The sequence below is a fragment of the Streptomyces sp. NPDC052064 genome (assembly GCF_055585925.1).
Map to the genome: position 1 here is coordinate 478,773 of NZ_JBVJJE010000003.1, position 22,349 is coordinate 501,121.

Here is a 22,349-nt window from a genome sequence, read left to right on the forward strand (position 1 = left end):
GCTGTTGCGGTGGCGTGCCGCCTCGACGGCCTTGGCGGCGGTCGATGCCGGTGACGGTGCCCGTGACGAGGCGGTCGCGGATCAGCGTGACGGCGCCCCCGGCCGTAGCCGATCTCCAGCACCCGGTCGTCGGGTGCCGGGTCGAGGGTCTGCACCGCCCAGGTCAGGCGCTCCGGGACGTCGACGGTGCTCAGCCTCCGATCCGCACCCACACCGGCGCGTGGTCCGACCCGGGCGCGCCGCGCCGCTCCGCCGGGTCGGGGCCGACCGACGGCAAACCGGGCGGGCCCCCGCCGGGCAGCCCCGTGCCCGCCGCCGTCACCCGGTGCACCAGGCGGTGGCTCACCAGCACATGGTCGATCAGCTCGCGCCGCCCGGAGTTCACGCGGGAGTAGCGCTGTCCGGGCGGGATGAGCGGGGCCACGTCCCACAGCCGGGTGGCGTCGCCCTTGTCGGCCTTCTCGTACCCCGGCGTGCCGATCTGCGAGCCGGGCGGGCCGAGCAGGATCTGTGTGGTCGCGGCCTGCACCTCGTCGTTGAGGTCGCCCAGTACGGCCACGTCCCTGGCCCGCCCGTCGCCGTCCAGGAGCTCGTCCGCGAGGGCGCGCAGGGCCGTCGCCTCGGCGGCCCGCCGGTACAGGGCATAGGCGCCGTACCGAGCCCGTTCGCCCTCGTCGCGCGGCTGGAACCGGCCGTTCGGGTACGACAGCAGCTTGGACTTCAGGTGGCAGACGGCCACCCGCAGAGGTCCGTCCTCCACCTCCACGGCAAGAAAGCCCCGCCCCGCCCGCGTCACCGTCACTCCCGAGTCGTCCACCTGCACGGGACGCAGCTCCGCCGGGAACGCCGTCGTGTCGGCCAGCACCGTCACGGCCGTACGGCTCAGGAAGCCGACCCGTATGCCCCGGCTGTCCGCATGCTCGGACAGGGCGAGATGCCAGTCGTCGTCGAGCATTCGGGCCAGGTCCTCAAAGGCACCGGAGTCCCCGACCTCCTGCACGCCGAGCAGCGTCGGGTCGAGTTCCGTGATCACGGCGGCGAGCGCGGCGAGCTTCGCCTCGTACGCGGCCCGGGTCTCGGGGCCGTAGGGGCCGCCGGGCCGGTAGAGGTTCTCCAGGTTCCAGGTGCCGAGGAGCATGCCGGGCTCCTTTCAGAAGCCGACAGGCGGGGTGGTGAGACCAGGGTGCTCGCCCGGCCCGCCCCGCGACAGAGCCGCGACGGGATGTGCGGTTCGGCTCATGCCGCCCTACGACCTCGTCGTACGTTGGCGCGATGACGCCTGCTGACGCGGACAGTCCCGCCGACCTCATCATCAGCGCATGTACCGTCCTCGTGCACGACGATCAAGAGCGCATCGGGTTCGAGGAGGACGCCGCGATCGTCGTACGGAACGGCGTCGTCGAGGCCGTGACGACCACCGCCGCGGTCGCTGACCTGCCCGCCGCCGAGCGCCTCGACGTCCGGGGCCAGGTCGCCCTGCCGGGTCTGATCAACTGTCACACGCACGCGCCGATGGTCGCGCTGCGCGGTCTCGCCGAGGACCTGCCCACGGAGGAGTGGTTCAACGACATCGTCTGGCCCGTGGAGTCCAACCTCACGGAGAGGGACGTCGAGTTGGGGGCGCGGCTCGCCTGCGCCGAGATGATCCGCGCCGGCGTGACCTGTTTCGCCGACCACTACTTCGCCATGGACGCGGTGGCGCGAGTGGTCGCGGAATGCGGCATGCGGGCGCTGCTGGGGGAGGCTTACTTCTCCTCGCCGGGCCCCGAAGGCCGGGAGCGGTCACTGGAGTTCGCGCTCCGGCACCGTGGCTCCGCCGACGGCCGCATCACCACCGCCCTCGCCCCGCACTCCCCCTACACGGTCGACGACACCGACCTCGCCGCCACCGCCCGGCTCGCCGGCGACCACGGCCTGCCCGTGCACCTCCACGCCGCCGAGAACCGCGACCAGACCGAGACCAGCCTCGCCCGCCACGGCGTCACCCCGATCGAGGTACTGGAACGCACCGGCGTCCTCGACACGGACGTGCTCCTCGCCCACGGCACCGGCATCGCCGACCGCGACCTGCCCGTCCTGGAGCGGGCGGCCGGTCGCACGGCCGTCGCCACCGCGCCCCGCGGCTACCTCAAGTTCGCCTGGCCCGACACCACACCGGTCCGCGCCCTGCGCGACATCGGCGTCGACGTCGGGCTCGCCACCGACGGCGCCGCCTCCAACAATTCCCTCGACGTATGGGAGTCGATGGCCCTCACCTCCCTGGTCCAGAAGTCCTCCGCGGGCGACCCCCGCTGGCTGACCTCCCGCCAGGCCCTGCACCATGCCACCCTCCAGAGCGCCCGTGCGGTGGGACTGGGGGACAGCGTCGGCAGCATCGCGCCGGGGCGGCGGGCGGACATCGTCCTGGTCGACCTCACCGGACCGCACACCCGGCCCGTCCACGACCTCGCCGCCACCCTCGTGCACAGCGCCCGCTCCGCCGACGTCCGCACCACGATCGTCGACGGACGGATCCTGATGCGGGACCGGACGCTGCTGACGATCGACGTGCCGACGGTGGTACGGGAACTGGAGGAGCGCCTGCCCGCCCTCGTCGACCGCAGCCACGGCCGGCGCATCCAGGACTACGACACCTGACGTTCCGGTTCGACCACGACTTGCTTCCCGGGCCCCGAGGGGCGCGTGTCGGCTTTGGGGCACCTGTGGGAAGTGAGTGCATCCGAGATCACGACGAGTTTGGCGACTGATACGCAAAGTGAACACATAGGCCAAGAGGCTGAGAGGTTGGTCACACTTGGCGGTGAACGAGTGTCAACTACGTCTCAGAACCGTCACTTCGCGAGCCGTTCACCCCATGGTTGGCGTTTAACTCTACGAGTACAGCGCGACATGGAGGTGCAGGGTGAACGGGCGAACGGTGCTCGAGAGCTTTCCCGCCGGTGGGCCGCGTGGCTCCTGGCCGGCGGAGGAGTTCGCGCAGGCGCGGCGTCTGGAGGGCCTGCCTGCCGAGGTTGTCATGGACCTCGCGACGGACATGTTCCTGGTGATCGTGCGCAGCGGGGACGGTGCCGACGCCGCGGCCTGACGTGTGCCCCGAGTCAGGCGTGGCTCAGCCCGCCTTCGGCGCCGGCACCTCCGGGACCGGCGCGACCGTGGCGGGTGACTTGGCGAACTGCTCCGCCTGGAGGGTGTACAGCTCGGCATAGAGACCGCCGGTCGCCAGCAGCTCGTCCGGAGTCCCGGACTCCACAAGCCGCCCCTGGTCCAGGACGTGCACGAGATCCGCGCGGCGCACGGACGCCAGCCGGTGCGTGATCAGTACGACCGTCTGGCCGCTGTCGGCCAGGGCGCGGATCCGCTCGAAGACCTCCAGCTCGGCCCGGGCGTCCAGGGCCGCCGTCGGCTCGTCCACGATCAGGATGCGGCCCCTGCGGTAGGCCGCCCGCGCGATGCCCAGCCGCTGCCACTGGCCGCCCGACAGTTCGTGCCCGCCGCTGAAGTTGCGGGCGAGCAGCGTGTCCAGCCCGCGCGGCAGGTCCGCGATCACCGTCTCCGCCCCGGCCTCGGCGATCGACGTGGCCAGCCGCTGCTCGCACAGCGGCGCCGACGTGCGCCCCAGGGCGACGTTCACCCGGGCTGTGAACGGCCACCGCTTGAAGTCCTGCGCCACCATCGCGATCCGCTCGGCCAGCAGGTGCCGGTCGGCGGTCGCCGCGTCCACGCCGTCCCAGAGGATCCGCCCCTTCTCCGGCGTGTAGAGCCCGGCGAGCAGCTTGACCAGGGTCGTCTTGCCGGAGCCGTTCTCGCCGACCAGCGCCACGATCCGGCCCAGCGGGAGGGTGAGCGACACGTCGTCGAGGGCGGGGCGGGCGGAGTCGCCCGGGTAACGGAACGTGACGTTCTCGAAGCGGATCTCGCGCGGGTTCTCCGGCAGTGACCGGCCGCCCACCGGGATGGCCCGCTCTGCCGCCTCCGTGTACAGCCGTTGCAGGTCGCCGACGAAGAGGGCCTCCTCGTGCAGCGCGTTGACCTCCACGACGAGCGTGTCGAGGCTCTGCGAGCCGGTCCGGATCGCGATCACGGCCGTACCCGCCACCGACAGCGCCATCGCGCCCGCCAGCAGCAGCCCGCCGAGCGTCGCGTACGTCGCCACCGTCGCCAGGCCCGTCCACGCCGCCGCGATCAGGCCGGTACGGGCGGCGAGCCGGGCCAGACGGGCCTGCTCCGCCTCTGCCGTCTCCGACATCGCACGGAAGTGCCGCAGCAGGAACGCGCCCACCCCGTGCACCCGGATCTCGGGGGCCGCCTCGGGCTCGATCAGCAGATTGCCGAGCAGCCGGCCCGCACGGGCGTGCTGCACCCAGGCGTGAAAGGACTCGTAGCGCCGCCGGGCCACGGTCAGCGCGCTCCAGGCGCTCGGCAGCGTCATCGTCACCAGCAGTGGCAGAAGTGCCGGGTGCAGCACGGTCAGGACACCGGCCGCCGCGACCAGCGAGATCATCGCGTTGATCACACGCGTCCCGTACATGATCATCCGGCGGGCGGAGGCGGCGCCGTACTGCGCGGTGTCCAGCAGCTTGTGGAAGGCGTGGTCCTCGATCGCGGACAGTTCGACGCCCGCGGCCCGCTCCAGGTACTGCTCGGTGGCCACCCGCTCCACCTTGGGCTCCAGCCGTCCGGTGGCGTAGGTGCTCGCGGCCCGCAGCAGCGCGGCGAGCAGCATCACGGTGGCCACCGTGACCAGTGCGGGGACGGCGCCGCGCAGCCGGTCCTCGATCGGACCACCGCCCATCAGCCGCGCCAGCACGCTGTTGACCGCGAGCAGTGCCACCGCCTGTGCCAGGCCCCGGCCCGCCTCGGCGGCCAGTACGACCCGAGCGGCGCCCCGGTCGGCCTGCCGGGCGAGCCGGAGGCTGGACGCCAGCAGGGACGGCAGCCGGCTGATCATGGCGCGGAAGTTCAGCTCCAGGAACGCGTCGGCGTGCTGGTTCCAGCCCATGTCGTAGCGCAGCGGTCCGCCGAAGAGCAGCCGCTCCGACTCGGACACCTCCGGCGCGGTCCGCTTCTTGGCCACCGTCGACCGACCTCCCTGTTCGTGCCCCGCTCGTGGACGAACGGTCACTATTGCGGGGCGGAGCCCGCCCGGGCAGGGCGCAGCCCGGGGCGCCGGAGGCGCGCGGGCGCACGACCCGACCGGGGGAAGCGCGGGACGGCGCGGAGTCGTAAGGGTGGTGCGTATGCCTGGACCGAGCCGTGTTCGACGAGCTCGACGAGCCCTACGCGCTGACCGGCCGCGACCAGGCCGGATCGGTCCCCGTCACGCGGCACAGGGCGAGATACAGCGGTATCGGCGGGGTGTACGGCAGCGTGCCGTCCGGGCGGTGGATCAGTTCGGGCAGCTCAGGGGCGTCCGGGGCGACCGCGCCGGTGGCGTAGTGCGCCGGGGCGGGCCACTCCAGGGCGTGGTCGGAGTCGGACGGAACCAGCCACCACCAGTGCGTCTCGTCGGCGTAGACGCAGCCCACACGGGGCAGCCGGGGCATGAGCAGCGGGCCGAAACGGGCGGGTACCGCGACCGCGTCGTAACCGAGCGGGGCGGTCATGCCGTCGGGGACGGGCAGCCGCAGAGTCGGGCCCGTCGTCCGCAGCTCGCGCCGGAGCCGGGTCAGGGTGTTCAGGTTCAGGACGCGGCCACCGTGCCCGGGGCTCATGCCGGTCCCCGTTCTCGGCGTTCTTGGCGTCCTCGGCGTTCGCGGCGTCGCTGCTGCGGGGGAACCTTCTGATCGCCTTTCGCATGGCGCGCGCGGTGTGCTTCGTCCCCGTCGCCCGAGTCGCCGGACGGCCCCGGCTTCGGACGGGCGCCCCAGCCCAGGTCGCTCCGGGGCTCCGCCGGGTCGCCCGGGGTGTCCGTCGTGCGCGGCAGCTCGGCCCAGACCAGCAGCCCGGGGCCGTGCTCATGGGCACCCCAGGCGTCGCAGAGGGCGTCGACGAGAAGCAGTCCCCTCCCGTGCTCCTCCTCGGGCCGGGTGCGGCTGGCCGCGCGGGGCTGGCCCGGGGCGCAGCCCTCGTCACGCACGGCTATCCGTACCAGGTCGTCGCCGTCGTGCAGCTCGCACACTATGTGCGTGCTCGCCGTGTGCACGAGGGCGTTGGTGACCAGCTCGGAAACCACCAGGGCCGCGCTGTCGCACGTGTCCTCGCACACCGACCAGCCGGTCAGCCGGGCCCGCGTCAGGCGTCTGGCCTGTGCGGGAGAACCCGGATGTGCGGCCAGCTCGAAACGGAACCGGCGCTCGGCAGCGGCCCCGACGGGGCTTGCTCCCGAGGTGGCACCCAGGCCGAGAGGGCCTGCGGCGGCGTCTGTTCCTAAGGGCGCGGACGGAATCACGCTTGCCACTATCGCCCCGCCATGAACACTTGGCAAGTGTCACTCTGAAAATTGCAGAGTGCTGTGTGACGTCCCGGAAGGCCGTGGCACACTGCTCGCAACAGCACCCCACGCGGCGCCAGTTGAGATCATCGAAGATCTGTTCGGAACGTGCGTTCGGATACTCGGCTCTTCGGAAAGGTCTTCGAATGGCGCCGTCGGGCTGTCAGCGTTCTTTTGTGGCCGGCTCGTCAGAACTCTTCGTGGAGGTGGAGCGTGAGCGAACCGCGGTCCGCGCCGACGGTGGGTCAGGTCGTCCTCGGTCGGCGCCTGCTGGACCTGCGGGAACGCGCCGGGATGAAGCGCGAGCAGGCCGCCCGCATCCTCCGCGTCGCCCCCGCCACGGTCCGCCGTATGGAGATGGCCGAGGTCGCGCTCAAAATCCCGTACCTGCAACTGCTCCTGAAGGCCTACGGAATCTCCGACGAGGAGGCCGACGCCTTCGTTCTGCTGGCCGAGGAAGCGAACAAGCCCGGCTGGTGGCAGCGTTTCCACGACATCCTGCCCGGCTGGTTCTCGATGTACGTGAGCCTGGAGGGTGCGGCCGGAGTCATCCGCAGTTACGAGCCCCATTTCGTCCCCGGACTCTTGCAGACGGAGGACTACGCGCGCGGAGTGCTCCGGTCGGGCGCCATCGGCCAGACCCGGCCCGACGACATCGAGCGCCATGTCGCCCTGCGGATGCAGCGCCAGGAACTGCTCACCCGCAAGGACGCGCCCCGGCTGTGGGTCGTGATGGACGAGACCGCGCTGCGGCGCCCGGTCGGCGGCCCGGAGGTGATGCGTGCCCAGATCGACAGACTGCTCGAGGCCACGAAGCTGCCCAACGTGACGTTGCAGGTGGCCTCGTTCGCCAGTGGGCCGCACCCGGGCACGTACGGGCCGTTCGTGCTGTTCCGATTTGCCATGCCCGAACTGCCGGACATGGTCTACAGCGAGTACCTGACCGGCGCGGTCTACCTCGACGCGCGCGCCGAGGTGGCGACCCACCTCGAGGTCATGGACCGCATGGCGGCGCAGGCCGCTACGGCACATCGCACGAAGGAGATCCTCCGGGATCTCCGCAAGGAGCTGTAAATGGATCGCATCAAGCCGCGCAAACGCGTCTACAACGGCATGCCCGCGCGCGACTTGGGCAGCGAAGGCTGGCACAAGCCGTGGAGCGGCGGGAACGGCGGGAACTGCCTGGAGGCGATGAAGCTCGCGGACGGCCGGATCGCCGTCCGGCAGTCCACCGATCCGGACGGTCCGGCGCTGATCTACACCACGGACGAGATGACGGCCTTCATCGAAGGGGCGAAGGCGGGGGAGGCGGACTTCCTGCTGTCCTGATGTGATGGCCCTTTCTACCGCTTTCTGTCGCTCAACTTCCTTACTCTGGTGCTGAATTGATTACCTTTTGCGTCTTACGGAGTGCCTCATGACCGGGCAGGATCCCACCTCGGCCGTCGCGATCGACACGAGCAGACCGCATCCGGCGCGGATGTACGACTGGTACCTCGGCGGCAAGGACAACTACCCGGTCGACGAGGAGATGGGCCGGCAGATGCTCACCCTCGACCCGAGGGTGCCGGTCATGGCGCGGGTCAACCGCGCGTTCATGCACCGGGCCACACGCTGGCTGGCAGGGAACGGCGTACGGCAGTTCCTGGACATCGGAACCGGCATCCCGACCGAGCCCAACCTCCACCAGGTCGCCCAGGAGATCGCCCCCGACGCTCGGGTCGTCTACTGCGACAACGACCCCATCGTGCTCGCCCACGCGGCGGCCCTGCTGCGCGGCACGGACGAGGGGGCGACCGAGTACCTCCAGGCCGACGTGCGCGACCCGGACGCCATCATGGAGGGCGCTAGGAAGGTCCTGGACTTCACCCGGCCCGTCGCGCTGTCGCTCATCGCGCTGCTGCACTTCGTCTCCGACGAGGACGGCGCGCACGATCTGGTCCGCCGGCTGATCGCCGAACTGCCCTCCGGCAGCTACCTGGTCATCACCCACGCCACGGCCGACTTCACGCCGGAGGAGTCGAAGGCGGCCACCGAGAAGCTCCGCGCCGCCGGTGTCACCCTGGCCCTGCGCTCCCGCGAGGAGTTCACCCGCTTCTTCGCCGGCCTCGACCTCGTCGAGCCCGGCGTCGAGGTGGCCCACCGCTGGCACCCCGAGCTGGGCGAGCCCGTGCCAGGGCAGGACGACGGGGTGATTCCGGGGTACGGGGCGGTGGGACGCAAGGCCTAGGCCCGCTCCGGGGCTCCGGCTCCCGGGTTCCGCTTCGGGCCGGTCACGGCGGCGGCAGCGCACGGCACAGCGCCTCCAGGGCCGGCCCGTACGCATGCTCGGAGGGAGTCGCGTATCCCACGACGAGGCCGTCGCCCGCCGCCATGTCCGTGTCCGGGTGCCGGAACGCGGCGAGACCGTCGAGGGCGATGCCCTGCCAGGCGGCGGCCTTGACCGTGGACGCCTCGGTGCCGGGCGGCAGCCGCAGCACCGCGTGCAGCCCGGCCGCGATACCGGTGGCCTCGATGTGCGGCGCGTGCTCGGCGAGCGCCGCGACGAGCCGGTCCCGGCGGCCGCGGTACCGCTGCCGCATGCGCCGTACGTGACGGTCGTACGCCCCGGAGACGACGAAGTCCGCGAGGCACAACTGGTCGAGGACGCTCGCCCACGCCTCCCGGTCCCCCTTGGCGGCCAGCACGGCGTCGACGTACCGCTCCGGGAGCACCATCCAGCCCAGCCGCACCGCCGGTGACAGGCTCTTGCTGACCGAGCCGATGTGGATCACGCGCTCGGGGTCGAGGCCCTGGACGGCGCCGACCGGCTTGCGGTCGTAGCGGAACTCCCCGTCGTAGTCGTCCTCCAGAACCAGCCCGCCACGCGCGCGTGCCCAGTCGATCACGACGGCCCGGCGGGTGGGGTGCAGTGGACCGCCGGTCGGGAACTGGTGCGCCGGCGTGAGCAGCACGGCACGCTCGCGCCCCAACCGGTCGACCCGGGCACCGTGATCGTCGAGGGGGAGCGGCACGGTCCGCACACCGGCCGCTGCGAGGACCTCCCGGTGGAATCCGAGCCCGTACGCCTCCACCGCCAGGGGCCCGCGCAGGACGCCCCCGCCGAACAGCAGCCGCAGCGCGTGCGCGAAGCCGGAGCAGATCACGATCCTGCCCGGCTCGGTGCGCACACCACGCGCGCGTGCCAGATACTCCGTGAGCGCCTCCCGCAGTTCGATCCGGCCGGCCGGGTCACCCGGGCCGAACACCTCGTTGGGTGCCTGCTGGAGAGCCCTCCGGTAGGAGGCCAGCCACGCGGTGCGCGGGAACGCCGAGGCGTCCGGCGTGCCCTGCGTCAGGTCGTGCCGGGGTCCACGCGCGCGTGGAGGTGCCTTTCGGGGCACGCGGGCGGCGGGCCGCAGCGGCTCCGCACGCTCCGCGACCCGAGTGCCCGAGCCCTGACGGGCGGTGAGCCAGCCCTCCGCGACGAGTTCCGCGTACGCGTCGGCCACCGTGTTGCGTGCGACCCCGAGATCGGCCGCGAGCGAGCGGTACGGCGGCAGCCGCGTGCCCGGAGCGAGCCGACCGCTGCGCACGGCGTCCCGCAGGGCCCGGATCAGCGCCGCGCGCCGGCCGCCCGGCCCGGTCAGCTCCAGATGCAGGTCGGACCCGATCCGTTCCGCGGAATTGACCCACGAAGTCACCATGGAAATGCACCCTACAACGGGTCTTTCCGGCTCGTAGGTTGAGGGACATGACGACGCACACGAGCACGAACAGCACGCAGGTGAAGGCGGAGCGGCTGGAGTTCGCCAAGTCCGCCCCGAAGGCCTTCCGGACCCTCATCGCCTTCGACGCCGCCGCCCGCGAGGGCCTCGACCCGGCCCTCGTCGAGCTGATCCAGATCCGCGCCTCGCACCTCAACCACTGCGCGTACTGCCTGCACATGCACACCAACGACGCCCGCAAGGCCGGCGAGAGCGAGGACCGGCTGCACATGGTCGCCGTGTGGCGCGAGGCCCGGCACTTCTTCACCGAGCGGGAACAGGCGGCCCTCGCCCTCACGGAGGCGATGACGCTCGTCGCCGACGCGGGCGTCCCGGACGAGGTCTACGCACAGGCCGCGACCCACTTCGACGAGCGGGAACTGGCCCAGGTCCTCGCCCTGATCTGCACGATCAACACCTGGAACCGGGTGGCGCTCTCGACGGGGAAGGTGGCGGGGACGGACGAGCGGTGACACTCCGGCGTCTCCGGGGCGCGACGTTGCTACACGGCCATGGGCCGGTCGAACGGCCCGATCGGTGACGGCAGCCTCGAACTGCCCGTCATATGGCGGTCGACCGCCGCCGCCACGGACCGCCCCTCGGCGATCGCCCAGACGATGAGCGACTGGCCCCGGGCGGCATCCCCCGCGGCGAACACGCCGGGCACGTTCGTGGCGAAACCGGCGTCTCGCGCGATCGTGCCGCGGGGCTCCAGTTCCAGCCCCAGCTGGTCGACGAGCCCGTCCTTCCGGTCGGGTCCGGAGAAGCCGAGGGCGAGCAGCACGAGGTCGGCGGGGAGCGTCCGCCCGGTGCCGTCCACCGGGCGGCGCCGCGCGTCCACCTCGACCAGGTGCAGCGACCGCACCTGGCCCGCCGCGTCGCCGTCGAAGCGCAGCGTGGACGCCGCGAACAGCCGCGCGTCCGCGTCGGCCACCGGGGCCGTCCGCAGGTCACGGGCCTCCTCATGCGCGGCGGACAGCCGGTAGACCCGCACCGGGTACGTCGGCCAGGGCTCGGTGTCCTCGTCGCGCTCGCTGTCCGGCAGGGCGTAGATGTCCAGCTGCGTCACGGACGCGGCGCCCTCCCGGACGGCCGTGCCCAGGCAGTCGGCCCCGGTGTCACCGCCGCCGACGATGACGACGTGCTTCCCGGCGGCCGACAGAGGGGACGTCTCCAGATCGCCCTCGCATACCCGGTTGGCCAGCGGGAGGTACTCCATCGCCTGATGAATGCCCGTCAGCTCCCGCCCCGGCACGTCGAGTTCACGCCACGCCGTCGCTCCCGTGGCGAGCACCACGGCGTCGTAGCGAGTCCGCAGGTCATCGCCCCTGATGTCCCGCCCGGCCGTCGTCGACGTGCGGAACTTGGTCCCCTCGGCCCGCATCTGCTCCAGCCGCCGCTCCAGATGGTGCTTCTCCATCTTGAACGCGGGGATGCCGTACCGCATCAGCCCGCCGAGCCGGTCGTCCCTCTCGTACACGGCGACCGTGTGACCGGCCCGGGTCAGCTGCTGGGCTGCGGCCAGCCCGGTGGGCCCGGAACCGATCACCGCGACCGTCTTGCCGGACAGCCGCTCCGGCGGCCTCGACGGCGCGAAGCCCTCCTCCCACGCCCGGTCGGCGATCGCGCACTCGACGTTCTTGATGGTGACGGCCGGCTGGTTGATCGCCAGCACACACCCCGCCTCGCACGGTGCCGGGCACAACCGGCCGGTGAACTCCGGGAAGTTGTTCGTGGCGTGCAGCCGGTCGGCGGCCGCCCGCCAGTCCTCCCTCGACACCAGGTCGTTCCACTCGGGGATCAGGTTGCCCAGCGGGCAGGCCTCGTGGCAGAAGGGGATGCCGCAGTCCATGCAGCGGTCGGCCTGCTTGCTGATGATCGGCAGCAGCGCCCCGGGGACATAGACCTCGTCCCAGTCCCGGACCCGCTCCTCGACGGGCCTGCGCGGCCAGTCCTGGCGGGGGGTGGTCATGAAACCCTTGGGGTCGGCCATGGCCGTCTTCCTTGCGTGCGCGTGTGACAGGCCGTGCGTCGTCGGGCGGCACTCCTTCCGGCCACGATACGTCCGCGGCGGCACACCCGCAGGGGACGGGACGGTGTGCCGGCGTGCTCAGGTGAGTGCCAGCATGTACGCCACCGCCGCCCCGGCCGAGGCGACGGTGCGGACGTGGTTCCACATCGTCCATTCGCGCACATACGCCGGCCAGTACGCGGCCGCCTCCGACGTGTCCGGCTCCAGCCTGGCCAGCGCGTCGTTGCGCGGCACGTTCGCGACCATGGTGAGCCCGAACGAGCCGAACAGGTACAGCGCGCTGCCCACCAGCAGCTCCACCGTCCCCTCGTCCGGCCACAGCACGAACGTCACCACGGCGATCACCGCGCACAGCACGGCCGACCCGAGGAACACGACCATGAAGGGCGGCGTCACCGCGGCCACGTTGATCGCGTTCATCGCGGCGACCCCCTGCGCGGGCGGCAGTGTGGCCAGGCCCCGCATGACGAAGGTCGAGAAGCCACAGAACACCCCGGCCACCAGGCCGGTCCCGAGCACACCCAGCACCGTCAGCACGAAGTACGGTCCGTCGATCATGTCAGCCTCTCCCGCCCGTTGAGCCGGGATCCTGCCCCGGCACCCTTCCTCACCACAAGTGCAATTCCGTACGAGAACAGTGACCGTGCCCCGAGCGGCGCGGGGCCGTACACGTACGTCCACGGTCCACCGATGGGCCGGGGCCAGGACTCGGCGGCCGCTCGGCACGCCGACCTCGAACACGGTCACCCGGCGGAACCGAGCCCTGCCTCGGTCCACCCCCTCAGCACCGTCTCCACCACCGCCGCGATCCGCCGGCGCGCCTCGTGCCGCGGAACCCCGCTCATCAGCAGCCGGTCGTACGGCGTGTCCAGATGCCGTACGGACGCCACGACCGCCGAGGTCACCGCCCCCTGCGTCAGCGCCCGCCCGGCCGCGCTGCGGCCCACCCGCCCGCTGCCCCGCTCCGAGGCATGCGCGGCGATGGCCCGCGCACGGTCGGCCGGACATCCGGGAAACAGCCGCCGTATCTCCGCCGCGAACGCCTGAGCGAACAGGGCGTCCTGAGCCGCCCGCCGCCGCGCGTCCCGCACCCGGCGCCGCCGTCGCGCCTCGGCGTCCGCGAGGCACCGCTGCTCGGCCCTCGCGAGCGCCGCCTCCTCGACCAGAACGCCCTGCCGCTCGTAACGGCTCTTGCGCCGGTTGAACCGCACCACCACCGCCGACAGCGCGCTCTCCTCCCGCGATCTGCGCGTCAGCGCGGTGTCGCCGCTCGGCAGGAACACCAGATGCCCGAGGTCGGCACAGTCGAGGCAGCGCGGGGCACCGTCCTCCAGGACGAGCAGAGGCAGCGGCCCTCGTCGGCAGTCGGCGCAGTGCCGCCGCTTGAGGGGATGGAAGACGAGAAGTCCGGTGTGGGGCGGGAGCGTCGCGCGCGGGACCATTCCGGGTTCCGGGACCATAGCGGGTTCATTCCCGCCGACGGCGGTGCGCACTGCATCCGCCGGAGGAGTCCACGGTGATCGTGGCGCCTCTCGTTCTGCGCCCTCCCCCCCGGTGTCTGCGGCGCTCGCGGGCCTGGCACGTCCTGCCGCGGCCTGGCGCATCATGGGCCGTGTGCGACTCGAAGCGATCACCTGGGACCGGCTCGGCGACCTGCTCGCCGAGCGCCTGCTCGACCTGAAGCCCGCCGACGGCAGTCCCTGGCCGCGCATCGCCTTCGACGGCGCCCCGGCCGCCCGCCCCGGAGACCTCGCCCGGCGTGTCTCCGAGGCGCTGCGCATACGCGGCCGCTCCTCGCTCGTCGTGGGCACGGAGGGCTTTCTGCGCCCGGCCTCCGTGCGACTGGAGTACGGCCACCGGGACGTGGAGTCCTACTACAGCGGCTGGTACGACACCAACGCCCTGTGGCGCGAGGTGTTCGGCCCCCTCGAAGCCGACGGCGACGGCCGTGTCCTGCCGGATCTGTGGGACCCGGACGCCGACCGGGCAACCCGCAGCCCCTACGTCCAACTCCCGCCCGGTGGTGTGCTGTTGCTGCACGGGCCCTTCCTCCTTCGGCACTGGTTCCCCTTCGATCTGAGCGTCCACGTCCTGCTCTCCCCGGGCGCCCTGCGCCGCCGCACGCCCGAGGCCGAGCACTGGACCCTGCCGGCTTTCGAGCGCTACGAGCAGGAGACCGGCCCGGCGGGCACGGCCGACGTCCTGGTACGGGCCGATGATCCGCGTCATCCGGCGTGGGGCGGCTGAGCCGCTGCCGGGTCGGCTCGGGGCGCTGTTCCGTGTGCGGGCGCCGGGTGACGCGGCGAGAATGAAGGACGCCGGGACTCGCGGTGCCTCCCGCACCGCGCCGGCCGTCCGGCACCGGGAGGTACTTCATGACCACCGCCGGAGACATCATGCACCGCGGCGCCCAGTGGATCCCCGCCCACGAAACCCTCGACCGCGCGGCCCAGCTCATGCGCGAACTGAACGTCGGCGCCCTGCCCATCAGCGACGAGAACGAGCGGCTCTGCGGCATCCTCACCGACCGCGACATCGTCGTCGGCTGCGTCGCCATGGGCCACGACCCCGCCGAGGTCACCGCGGGGGACATGGCCAAGGGCACCCCTCGCTGGATCGACGCGGACGCCGATGTCGGCGAGGTGCTCCGTGAGATGCAGGACCACCAGATCCGCCGGCTGCCCGTCATCCGGGACAAGCGCCTGGTCGGCATGATCAGCGAAGCCGACCTGGCCCGGCATCTGGCGGGCGACCAGATCGCCTCCTGGGCCGAGAGCGTCTACGCCAGGACCACCCCGCGCTGACCGCGCATCACCCCACCATGCCCCCGCGGGTCACGGCCGTCAGAGCCAGCCGCTGCGCCGGAACCCCCGGTACAGCGTCAGGCACGCGACGGATATGACGCCGATGACCATGCCGTAGCCGTATCGCCAGTGCAGCTCCGGCATGTGGTCGAAGTTCATGCCGTACACCCCGCAGACCATCGTCGGCACGGCGATGATCGCGGCCCACGCCGTGATCTTCCGCATGTCCTCGTTCTGCGCGACCGTGACCTGCGCGAGGTGTGCCTGGAGGATGGAGTTGAGCAGTTCGTCGAAGGCGGCGATCTGCTCCTTCGCCCGCAGCAGGTGGTCCGAGACATCGCGGAAGTACGCCTGTATCTCCGGGTCGACCGCCCGGATCGGCCGGGTGGCGAGATCCTCCAGCGGCCGGCTGAGCGGCACCACCGCCCGCTTCAGCTCCAGGAGTTCACGCTTGAGCTGGTAGATGCGCCCCGGGTCCACCCGCGCGCCGGTCTCCGCGAAGACTTCCGTCTCGACCTGGTCGATGTCCGCGTGCACCGAGTCCGTGACGGTCAGGTAGTCGTCCACCACATGGTCCGCGATCGCGTGCAGCACCGCGGACGGGCCTTTCGCCAATTGGTGGGGATCGGACTCCAGCTCCTCGCGCAGCGGGCCCAGCGAGCCGTGCCGGCCGTGCCGCACCGTGATCACGAAGTCCTTGCCGACGAAGACCATGATCTCGCCGGTGTTCACCACCTCGCTGGTGGCCGTGAGTTCCTCGTGCTCGACGTAACAGACCGTTTTGAACACAGCGAAGAGCGTCTCGTCGTAGCGCTCCAGTTTGGGGCGCTGGTGGGCCTCGACGGCGTCCTCCACGGCCAGGGGGTGCAGGTCGAAGAGCTCGGCGATGCCCGCGAACTCCTGGTCGGTCGGCTCGTGCAGGCCGAGCCAGACGAAGCCCTCGCCCTTCTTGCGCACCGACTCCACGGCGTCCACCAGATCGCCGCGCGCAGCGGTGCGGACGCCGTCCCGGTACGTCACGCAGTTCACCACCGAGGAGCCCAGCGGGGAGCGGGCCGGGTGGCTCAGGTCGACGCGCGGGCGCCGCCGAGCCAGCCGCGCCACCTTGCGGAGGCCGCCGACCCCGCCGAGGCTCGTGACCTTCCGCAGATTCCCTGCCATGGACATCTGCATCTCCTTGCGTGGAGCTCCGCGCGCCGTTCCCGCGCCTTGGCTCGTCAGTCTGCCAGGCCGACGTGAGCTGCGAGTAAGCCTGTGGAAACGGCTCATTCCGCTTTGTTCCCGGCTGTGGACGAGGCCGTTCCCGGCCGTGCCCGAAGGGTTCCCGCCGGGTCCAGCGCCCCGAGACATCGACGCGTGCCGGGGCCGTGCGGTTCTCCGTACGGGAGCGTCGACGCTCCGCACCGGAGCGTCGACCGTCACGGACAAGTCGGGCAACTGGGATGATCGGCGCATGATGCGAACCGATGGGTACCTCCTCGACAACCGGCAGACCGAGGCGGCAGAGCACTTCAGCGCCTTCGCCGCTCTCTTCGACCCCACGACGTTCCGGCATCTCGAAGAGCTCGGTGTCGGATCAGGCTGGCGATGCTGGGAGGTCGTTGCCGGCGGCACCTCCGTGGTGTCCTGGCTGGCCAAGAAGGTCGGTCCGACAGGACGCGTCGTCGCGACCGCCGCCGACACCTCACGGCTGGCCCCCGCTGCCCGGCCGCCCGTCGAGCTGCGCGTGCACGACCTCGGCGCCCAGGAGCCGCCCGGGGAGGGCTTCGACCTGGTGCACGCCCGTCTCGCCCTCGTTCACGTGACCGACCGGGCACAGGCGTTGCGGTCCATGGTCCAGGCGCTGCGCCCCGGCGGGCGCATCCTCGTCGAGGACGCCGACCCCGCCCTTCAGCCGCTGCTCTGCCCCGACGAGTACGGCCCCGAGCAGCAGCTCGCGAACCGGCTGCGGCACGGCTTCCGCAGACTGCTCGCCGACTGCGGAACCGACCTCCCCTGCGGCCGCATCCTCCCGCGGCTGCTCCGGGAGGCCGGCCTGACCCGCGTGCATGCCGACGCCTACTTCCCCGTCGGCTCGCCGGCCTGCGCCGCCCTGGAGTCCGTCACGATCCGTCAGATCCGCGACCAGTTGGTCACCGCGGGCCTCGCCACGGACCAGGACATCGACCGGCATCTCGCGAATGTCACCTCCGGCGCCCTGGACCTGACGACGGCTCCGATGATCTCTGCCTGGGGGCGCAAACAGTAGTCAGGAGTGGTGCGGGGCGGCGGGCATCAGCCGGGCAGGGGCGGTCTGCCGCCCACCCGTTCCACCGCCCTCGCACCCGCCCGGCAGCCCGCCGCCGCCGCCTCCTCCGGCCCGGCACCCTCGAGCAGGGCGGCGAGGAACGCGCCGGTGAAGGCGTCACCGGCGCCCGTGGTGTCCCGTGGCGCCGCCGGTACGGCGGGGACGCGGGCGCACACGTTCCCCGAGCGGGCCACGAGCGCGCCCTCGTGCCCCTGCTTGGCGACCACCAGTGGAACGCGCAGGCTCAGCTCGGCCGCCGCGTCGGCCGCGTCGGTCAGCCCCGTCAGCAGACACGCCTCGTCACGGCTGGGCAGCAGCACGTCCACGCCCTCGACGAGTGCCAGGAACCGCCCGGCGCCCAGCTCCCCGAGGAAACCGGCCGACGCGGGGTCCAGACTCACCGGCACGCCACGCGCGCGTGCGGCTTTCAGAGCCATCGTCACCAGGGCGCGACCCGGCTCGGAGAACAGGAGGTAGCCCGACAGATGCAGCCGGGCCACGCCGTCGAGCAGCGCGTCCGACCAGTCGGCGGGTTCGAGCCGCAACGACGCGCCGCTGTCGGTGAGGAACGTCCGTTCCGCCGAAGCGCCCCCGTCCACCAGGCAGATCACCGTGCCGGTCGGTGCCTGCGGGTCGACGACGAGCTGCGGACGCACGCCCTGGGCCACCAGCTCACGCTCATGCCAGGCAGCGGCCTCCGCCCCCACCCGCCCGAGCAGCCGCACCTCCGCCGCGCCCCCGTGTGCGGCCCAGCACGCAACGTTGGCACCCGCCCCGCCCGGCACCGTCCGGATCGAGGCGGCCGTGTCCGTACCGGCAGCGAGCGGCCCCTCGTGCCGCGCGACGACGTCCGTGATGACGTCCCCGACGACCAGCAGCGCGCCGCCGTCCGCCGAGTGTGCAGCGACCTCCGCCGGGGCGGTTCCACTCATCCCCGTGCCCAGGCCGCCGCGATCCGCGCCGCGAGGCGTACGTTGCCGCGGACCGCCGCCAGGTTGGCGCTCAGGGAGGCGCCGTCGGTGTGCCGTACGAGGTAGTCGAGGAGGAACGGCGTGACCGCCTGGCCGGTGACTCCCTCCTCCTCGCACGCGTGCAGCGCGTCCGCGAGCACGCGCGCGTGCAGCTCCGGATCGAGCTGCTCCGTCTCGGGGACGGGGTTGGCGACGATCAGCGCCGACTCCGGCCCGGCGAGGGCGTCCTGGGCCCGCATGACGCCCGCCACCTGCTCCGGCGTCCGCAGGGTCCAGTCCACCGGATGTCCCGAGTCGGAGAGATAGAAGCCGGGGAACCGGTCGGTGCCGTAACCGGCCACCGCGACACCCAGCGTCTCCAGCCGCTGCAAGGTCGCCGGGACGTCCAGGATCGACTTCACCCCGGCACACACCACGGTGATCCGCGTCCGCGCCAGCAGCCCTATGTCGGCCGACTCGTCCTGCGTCGCCGTCCACTCCCGGTGCACCCCGCCGAGCCCACCCGTCGCGAACACGCGTACGCCCGCCAGCGCCGCCAGCAGCGCCGTCGCCGACACCGTGGTCGCCCCGCTCGCCCCGGAGGCCGTCGCGAGCGGCAGGTCGCGGTGGCCCAGCTTGCGGATGCCGTCCTCGTTCGCGACCCGCTCCAGCTGCTCCTTGTCCAGCCCGACATGGGGCCGCCCGTCCAGCACGGCGATCGTCGCGGGCACCGCGCCCTCCTGCCGCACGGACGTCTCCAGCTCCAGCGCCACCTGGAGGTTGCGCGGCCGCGGCAGCCCGTGGGCGATGATCGTGGACTCCAGGGCCACCACGGGCCGACGCGCGTCGATCGCCTCCCGCACTTCTTCTGACACCACCAGCACCACGCGCCTGCCTCCTGTCGGTCGGTCTTCCCTCATCCCTGGCGGGCGGCACGCCGGGCCAAACCCTTGCGGGCTGTCGGCGACGTCACCAGCCTGGGATGCATGACGGACAACACACCACGACTCGACCACGTCGTCCTCTGGGTGCGCGACCCGGTCGCGGCCGCCGACTTCTACGAGAAGGCCGTCGGCCTGGAGACGATCAGGCTCACCGAGTTCACCGCCGGTGAGGTGCCGTTCCCCTCCGTACGCGTCAACGACGAGACCATCCTCGACCTCATGCCGCTGACCTTCGCGGAACGCATGACGATGCTGCCCGGCGCCGCCGACAGCGCGGGGCACCCCGTCAACCACGTCTGCCTGTCACTGCCCCGGGGCGACTTCGACGCCCTTCTCAGCCGCCTGGAGGAACGCTCGGTACCGATGTCGGACCTCTCGTACGACTCCTTCGGGGCCCGGGGCAAGGCCACGCGCAGCTTCTACTTCCGCGACCCGGACGGAAACGTCTTCGAGGCGCGGCACTACGACTGACCAGCCCAGGGACTCAGAACAGCGGCTCGGGCAGCACCCCTTCGAGGGCGAGCAGCTTCCGCTTGGTCTCCAGCCCGCCCCCGAAGCCCCCGATACCGCCGCCGCTCTCGACGACCCGGTGACAGGGCACCACCACCGGCAGCGGGTTGGCTCCCATCGCCATGCCCACGGCCTGCGCAGCGCCCGGCTGGCCGACCCGCCCGGCCAGATCGCCGTACCCGACGACCGTGCCGTACGGCACACCGGCCGCCAGCTCGCGCAGGACCTCCCGGTTGAAGCCGGAGATCAGTGACCAGTCCAGCGGCAGGTCGAAGTCCCGGCGCTCACCCGCGAAGTACGCCTCGACCTGACGTATCGCCTCGGCCAGCAGCGGGGAGCCGGGCGCCTCGACGGGCTCGGTGCCGAGCCGTGACGCCAGACGCTCGACCGCCCGGCCCCGCACCGCGCCCGTGGCATGGAACACGACGTTCACCAGGCCCTCGCCGGTCGCCGCCAGCAACAGCGGGCCGATGCCGCTGTCGACGACGCCCCACACGACCCGCTGCTCCACCTGTCCATGGCTGTCCATGCGCCCACCGTACGACCCACCACTGACAACGCCGCCCCGGCCGGACGAACCGCCCACCGGCCTGCCTCACCCGCCCACGGCCTCCCGCACCACATCCGGCTTGTTCGTGATGATCCCGTCGACCCCGTACCCGGCGACCCGCTGGGCCGTCACCGCGTCGTCGACCGTCCATGTGAAGACCTCCAGCGGCCTGCCGTGCGGGCCGGTGAACGTCTGGACGGAGGAGACGTACGCCGTGGAGAGCGAGCCGTACGACGGGTTGATCTGGTCGGCGAAGCCGGCGTAGACCGGCAGGTCCGACACGGGCGGCGTGCCCAGGAGGCCGGTCTTCACGGCGGGCTTCAGCTCGTGCACCGTCCGCACACTGTCCGCGCTGAAGCTCTGCACGATCAGCCGGCCCGCCAGATGCGACCGGTCCAGCCAGCCCTCGTTGCTGAGGGCCTTGAGCGTCTGCCGCTCGATGCCCGGATACAACTCCGGGTTCTTGATCTCCAGGAGAAGCTTCTGGTGATGACGCTCGACACGGTGCACGAACTGCTCCAGGGTCGGCACGCGCGCGCCCGCGTAGGCGGGGCCGAACCAGCTGCCCGCGTCGAGACGGGCGATCTCGGCGGCGGTGAAGTCCTTCACCTTCCAGGGAGCCCGGTCGGGAAAGACCTCCTCGACGTCGGTGGTGCGCCGCAGGTTGTCGTCGTGGAGGACGACGAGCTCACCGTCCCTGGTCCGCTGCACGTCGTTCTCCACCCAGCGGATGCCCAGCTCGGCCGCCTTGTCCACGGCGGCGAGGGTGTTCTCGGGTGCGTACGCGGACGCCCCCCGGTGTGCGATGACCAGCGGCCGCCCGCTGCCGGCGGCCCGAGCCGGGGAGACCGGGAACAGGAGGGCGGCGGTCCCCAGGAGCGCGGTGGTCGAGGCGGCAACAGCGCGCGCGTGCATACGTACTCCTCGCGTCGAGCGATCACGGCATCACAGTCAGCTCAACTGTGACAGCAGAGGGTCAACGCGGGAGGGGTACAGGATGACCACAGATTGAATGGAGATGACCCAACTCCGCTCACTGGTACCGCACAACTGGGGCAAGGGCGTGTTTCTTTGCCGGAAAGTCGTTCGACCATTCCGGTGGGGGTCATACTCTCTGCGTCAACCCTGACCGCTGCCTGCGGTCCTGTGAGGGGCGCACATCAGGAATTCCGGGACGCAAAGGGCGGGAAGGGCAGCCGCGCATGCAGGGCACGGTCGACGGATTCAGCTACGGCCTGGTCACACCCCTGGTGGCCTACCTCATGGCCTGCCTCGGCGGCGCCCTGGGCCTGCGCTGCACCACCAGATCCATGATCGTCGCCCAGTCCTGGCGCCCCGGCTGGCTCGCCCTCGGCTCGGCCGTCATCGGCTCCGGCATATGGACCATGCACTTCATCGCGATGATGGGCTTCACGATCCGCGGGACCCCGATCCACTACGACAAGCCGATGACCTTCGCGAGCCTGGCCGTCGCGATCGTGATGGTGGGCATCGGGATCTTCATCGTCGGCTACAAGGGAGCCCGCGGAACGGCCCTGTTCACCGGCGGCACCATCACCGGCCTGGGCATCGCGTCGATGCACTACCTCGGCATGGCCAGCATGCGCCTGGACGGGAAGCTGGAGTACAACACGCTCACCGTCGGCCTCTCCGTCGCGATCGCCATGGCCGCCGCCACCGCCGCCCTGTGGGCGGCCGGCCAGGTCAGGGGCTTCCTGTGGAGCGTGGGCGCCAGCCTTGTCATGGGACTCGCCGTCAGTGGCATGCACTACACCGGCATGGCCGCCCTCAGCGTCCACCTGCACGGCACGGCCGAACCCACCACGGGGGAGTCGCCCGCGGCCCTGCTCGCGCCCATGCTGATCGGCCCGCTCGCCTTCCTCCTCCTCGCGGGTGTCGTGGTGATGTTCGACCCGCTGATCGTCATGGGGAAGCCCGCGGTCGTCCCCGTCGAGCAGAGGCCCGGCATCCCCGCCCACACCCACACCGTCCACCGCCCGCAGCGCCTGCGGTTCCGCCCCCACCGCACGGTGGAGCACCGAGGCTCCCGAACCCCGCAGAACCGCTGATCGGAGCCCGTTGTCAGTGCGGGGTCG

At 71.9% G+C, this 22,349-nt stretch carries 24 protein-coding genes; 11 read left to right on the forward strand and 13 right to left on the reverse strand.

Annotated elements, in window-relative coordinates:
* Positions 1-190: 190 nt before the first annotated feature.
* The gene (locus tag ACZ6TU_RS10035; RefSeq protein WP_467673987.1) at positions 191-1,138 is read right to left on the reverse strand and encodes an endonuclease/exonuclease/phosphatase family protein; all 948 of its coding nucleotides are present in this window, start codon (positions 1,136-1,138) and stop codon (positions 191-193) included.
* 134 nt (positions 1,139-1,272) lie between these two features.
* On the opposite strand from ACZ6TU_RS10035, the gene ACZ6TU_RS10040 reads away from it, so the two are divergent.
* Complete coding sequence (locus ACZ6TU_RS10040; RefSeq protein ID WP_467673985.1) at positions 1,273-2,637, forward strand: amidohydrolase; 1,365 nt, start codon at positions 1,273-1,275, stop codon at positions 2,635-2,637.
* A 265-nt stretch (positions 2,638-2,902) separates the two neighbouring features.
* Positions 2,903-3,085 carry a hypothetical protein gene (locus ACZ6TU_RS10045; RefSeq protein ID WP_037674458.1) on the forward strand — a complete coding sequence of 61 codons (183 nt, stop codon included), beginning with the start codon at positions 2,903-2,905 and terminating at the stop codon, positions 3,083-3,085.
* A 24-nt stretch (positions 3,086-3,109) separates the two neighbouring features.
* On the opposite strand, the gene ACZ6TU_RS10050 is transcribed toward ACZ6TU_RS10045, so the two are convergent.
* From ACZ6TU_RS10050 to ACZ6TU_RS10060, 3 genes are all read right to left on the reverse strand, one after another.
* The gene (locus ACZ6TU_RS10050) at positions 3,110-5,074 is read right to left on the reverse strand and encodes an ABC transporter ATP-binding protein (RefSeq protein WP_467673983.1); all 1,965 of its coding nucleotides are present in this window, start codon (positions 5,072-5,074) and stop codon (positions 3,110-3,112) included.
* 202 nt (positions 5,075-5,276) lie between these two features.
* Positions 5,277-5,711 (reverse strand): hypothetical protein, encoded by a 435-nt coding sequence (locus ACZ6TU_RS10055; protein ID WP_467673981.1) that lies wholly within the window; start codon positions 5,709-5,711, stop codon positions 5,277-5,279.
* A complete protein-coding gene (locus ACZ6TU_RS10060) occupies positions 5,708-6,397 on the reverse strand; it encodes an ATP-binding protein (protein ID WP_467673980.1) in 690 nt (229 codons plus the stop codon). Before ACZ6TU_RS10060 ends, ACZ6TU_RS10055 begins: the two co-directional genes overlap by 4 nt.
* Before the next feature lie 246 nt (positions 6,398-6,643).
* Here ACZ6TU_RS10060 and ACZ6TU_RS10065 point away from each other — a divergent pair, with 246 nt between their 5' ends.
* From ACZ6TU_RS10065 to ACZ6TU_RS10075, 3 genes are all read left to right on the forward strand, one after another.
* Positions 6,644-7,504, forward strand: a complete 861-nt coding sequence (locus ACZ6TU_RS10065; RefSeq protein ID WP_467673978.1) for a helix-turn-helix domain-containing protein — start codon at positions 6,644-6,646, stop codon at positions 7,502-7,504.
* Entirely contained in the window at positions 7,505-7,759 is a 255-nt protein-coding gene (locus ACZ6TU_RS10070) for a DUF397 domain-containing protein (RefSeq protein WP_057580268.1), read from the forward strand.
* A gap of 88 nt (positions 7,760-7,847) precedes the next feature.
* Positions 7,848-8,660, forward strand: a complete 813-nt coding sequence (locus ACZ6TU_RS10075; RefSeq protein ID WP_467673976.1) for an SAM-dependent methyltransferase — start codon at positions 7,848-7,850, stop codon at positions 8,658-8,660.
* A 43-nt stretch (positions 8,661-8,703) separates the two neighbouring features.
* Here the strand turns inward: ACZ6TU_RS10075 and pdxR are convergent, their stop codons facing one another.
* The gene (gene pdxR, locus ACZ6TU_RS10080) at positions 8,704-10,116 is read right to left on the reverse strand and encodes a MocR-like pyridoxine biosynthesis transcription factor PdxR (protein WP_467673974.1); all 1,413 of its coding nucleotides are present in this window, start codon (positions 10,114-10,116) and stop codon (positions 8,704-8,706) included.
* Positions 10,117-10,163: 47 nt separating this feature from the next.
* Here pdxR and ACZ6TU_RS10085 point away from each other — a divergent pair, with 47 nt between their 5' ends.
* Complete coding sequence (locus ACZ6TU_RS10085; protein WP_467673972.1) at positions 10,164-10,649, forward strand: carboxymuconolactone decarboxylase family protein; 486 nt, start codon at positions 10,164-10,166, stop codon at positions 10,647-10,649.
* 29 nt (positions 10,650-10,678) lie between these two features.
* Here the strand turns inward: ACZ6TU_RS10085 and ACZ6TU_RS10090 are convergent, their stop codons facing one another.
* The 3 genes from ACZ6TU_RS10090 to ACZ6TU_RS10100 form a co-directional block, all read right to left on the reverse strand.
* The gene (locus ACZ6TU_RS10090; RefSeq protein ID WP_467673970.1) at positions 10,679-12,169 is read right to left on the reverse strand and encodes a glutamate synthase subunit beta; all 1,491 of its coding nucleotides are present in this window, start codon (positions 12,167-12,169) and stop codon (positions 10,679-10,681) included.
* Between the two features lie 117 nt (positions 12,170-12,286).
* Positions 12,287-12,766, reverse strand: coding sequence for an anthrone oxygenase family protein (locus ACZ6TU_RS10095; RefSeq protein WP_467673968.1), 480 nt, complete (start codon positions 12,764-12,766; stop codon positions 12,287-12,289).
* A gap of 185 nt (positions 12,767-12,951) precedes the next feature.
* Positions 12,952-13,650 carry a DUF2293 domain-containing protein gene (locus ACZ6TU_RS10100; protein ID WP_467674418.1) on the reverse strand — a complete coding sequence of 233 codons (699 nt, stop codon included), beginning with the start codon at positions 13,648-13,650 and terminating at the stop codon, positions 12,952-12,954.
* A 172-nt stretch (positions 13,651-13,822) separates the two neighbouring features.
* Here ACZ6TU_RS10100 and ACZ6TU_RS10105 point away from each other — a divergent pair, with 172 nt between their 5' ends.
* The gene (locus ACZ6TU_RS10105; RefSeq protein ID WP_469547708.1) at positions 13,823-14,455 is read left to right on the forward strand and encodes a nucleoside/nucleotide kinase family protein; all 633 of its coding nucleotides are present in this window, start codon (positions 13,823-13,825) and stop codon (positions 14,453-14,455) included.
* 128 nt (positions 14,456-14,583) lie between these two features.
* Positions 14,584-15,012, forward strand: a complete 429-nt coding sequence (locus tag ACZ6TU_RS10110; RefSeq protein ID WP_467673964.1) for a CBS domain-containing protein — start codon at positions 14,584-14,586, stop codon at positions 15,010-15,012.
* 39 nt (positions 15,013-15,051) lie between these two features.
* Here the strand turns inward: ACZ6TU_RS10110 and corA are convergent, their stop codons facing one another.
* A complete protein-coding gene (corA, locus tag ACZ6TU_RS10115; RefSeq protein ID WP_467673962.1) occupies positions 15,052-16,179 on the reverse strand; it encodes a magnesium/cobalt transporter CorA in 1,128 nt (375 codons plus the stop codon).
* Between the two features lie 286 nt (positions 16,180-16,465).
* Here corA and ACZ6TU_RS10120 point away from each other — a divergent pair, with 286 nt between their 5' ends.
* Positions 16,466-17,260, forward strand: coding sequence for a methyltransferase (locus ACZ6TU_RS10120; protein ID WP_467673960.1), 795 nt, complete (start codon positions 16,466-16,468; stop codon positions 17,258-17,260).
* Positions 17,261-17,286: 26 nt separating this feature from the next.
* Here ACZ6TU_RS10120 and ACZ6TU_RS10125 read toward each other — a convergent pair whose 3' ends face one another.
* Positions 17,287-18,231: a carbohydrate kinase family protein gene (locus tag ACZ6TU_RS10125; RefSeq protein WP_469547710.1), complete on the reverse strand. Its 945-nt coding sequence runs from the start codon at positions 18,229-18,231 to the stop codon at positions 17,287-17,289.
* A complete protein-coding gene (locus tag ACZ6TU_RS10130; RefSeq protein WP_467674416.1) occupies positions 18,228-19,133 on the reverse strand; it encodes a pseudouridine-5'-phosphate glycosidase in 906 nt (301 codons plus the stop codon). Before ACZ6TU_RS10130 ends, ACZ6TU_RS10125 begins: the two co-directional genes overlap by 4 nt.
* Before the next feature lie 102 nt (positions 19,134-19,235).
* Between ACZ6TU_RS10130 and ACZ6TU_RS10135 the strand changes: the two genes are divergently transcribed.
* Positions 19,236-19,664, forward strand: coding sequence for a VOC family protein (locus ACZ6TU_RS10135; protein WP_467673957.1), 429 nt, complete (start codon positions 19,236-19,238; stop codon positions 19,662-19,664).
* A gap of 13 nt (positions 19,665-19,677) precedes the next feature.
* Here ACZ6TU_RS10135 and ACZ6TU_RS10140 read toward each other — a convergent pair whose 3' ends face one another.
* Together ACZ6TU_RS10140 and ACZ6TU_RS10145 are read right to left on the reverse strand one after the other, a co-directional pair.
* On the reverse strand, positions 19,678-20,232 hold the full coding sequence (locus ACZ6TU_RS10140; RefSeq protein WP_467673955.1) for a methylated-DNA--[protein]-cysteine S-methyltransferase: 555 nt from the start codon (positions 20,230-20,232) through the stop codon (positions 19,678-19,680).
* A gap of 66 nt (positions 20,233-20,298) precedes the next feature.
* Complete coding sequence (locus tag ACZ6TU_RS10145; RefSeq protein WP_467673953.1) at positions 20,299-21,168, reverse strand: glycerophosphodiester phosphodiesterase; 870 nt, start codon at positions 21,166-21,168, stop codon at positions 20,299-20,301.
* A gap of 287 nt (positions 21,169-21,455) precedes the next feature.
* Between ACZ6TU_RS10145 and ACZ6TU_RS10150 the strand changes: the two genes are divergently transcribed.
* The gene (locus tag ACZ6TU_RS10150; RefSeq protein ID WP_467673951.1) at positions 21,456-22,322 is read left to right on the forward strand and encodes an MHYT domain-containing protein; all 867 of its coding nucleotides are present in this window, start codon (positions 21,456-21,458) and stop codon (positions 22,320-22,322) included.
* Positions 22,323-22,349: the final 27 nt, after the last annotated feature.